1 pseudogene is annotated in these 511 nt (G+C 57.7%); it reads right to left on the bottom strand.

From position 1 onward, the window contains the following. Window positions 1-511, bottom strand: a pseudogene (locus KDH83_RS31410) (DNA methylase); the annotation flags it as partial.

The raw sequence follows: 511 nt of genomic DNA, 5'->3' as shown, positions 1-511 counted from the left end.
AATCAAAACAGGAATTCGCTTCGGCTTCTTTTCCACTGTCTTGTAGACCGGATCAAAAAAGGACTCGAACCGAAGATCCATTTGCTCTTTCGTCCCTTGCGCACCGCAATGTGGGCACGGGAAAATATCAGCGACCTCTTGACTCACGGGATCAACCGCTGCTTCAGTGAAGGCGAACTCTCCCAAACAAGCGCGGCAAATGAGAAACTCACTCCACACCGTATATTCAATCCGTGCCTTGGTCTTGCCATCGCTGTGTAGCGTTTCGTACATCCAGTCGATGTCCTGCTCCATCGCCTTGAGCAGTTGCTTGCCCGCCTTGGCGAAGGCATCCACATCGAAGGGAATGTTGTAGTTCGCACCGATGAAGGTGGCGGCGGGCGACAGGTCGTTGAGCACCGCGCGGCGCGCACCCCACTTGGGCGCAGCGCGGCCTTCTTTCTTCCACGCCTGCTCCAGCTCAAACCGGTAGCTGGCCGGGGCCGTGCCGCACCACTGCGCCGCCACACCC

Source organism: Achromobacter sp. Marseille-Q0513 (assembly GCF_018195695.1).
In the GTDB taxonomy this organism is placed as follows: Bacteria; Pseudomonadota; Gammaproteobacteria; order Burkholderiales; family Burkholderiaceae_B; genus Achromobacter.
The sequence above is the reverse complement of the archived record's forward strand: the minus strand, read 5'-3'. Positions and strand labels throughout refer to the sequence as shown.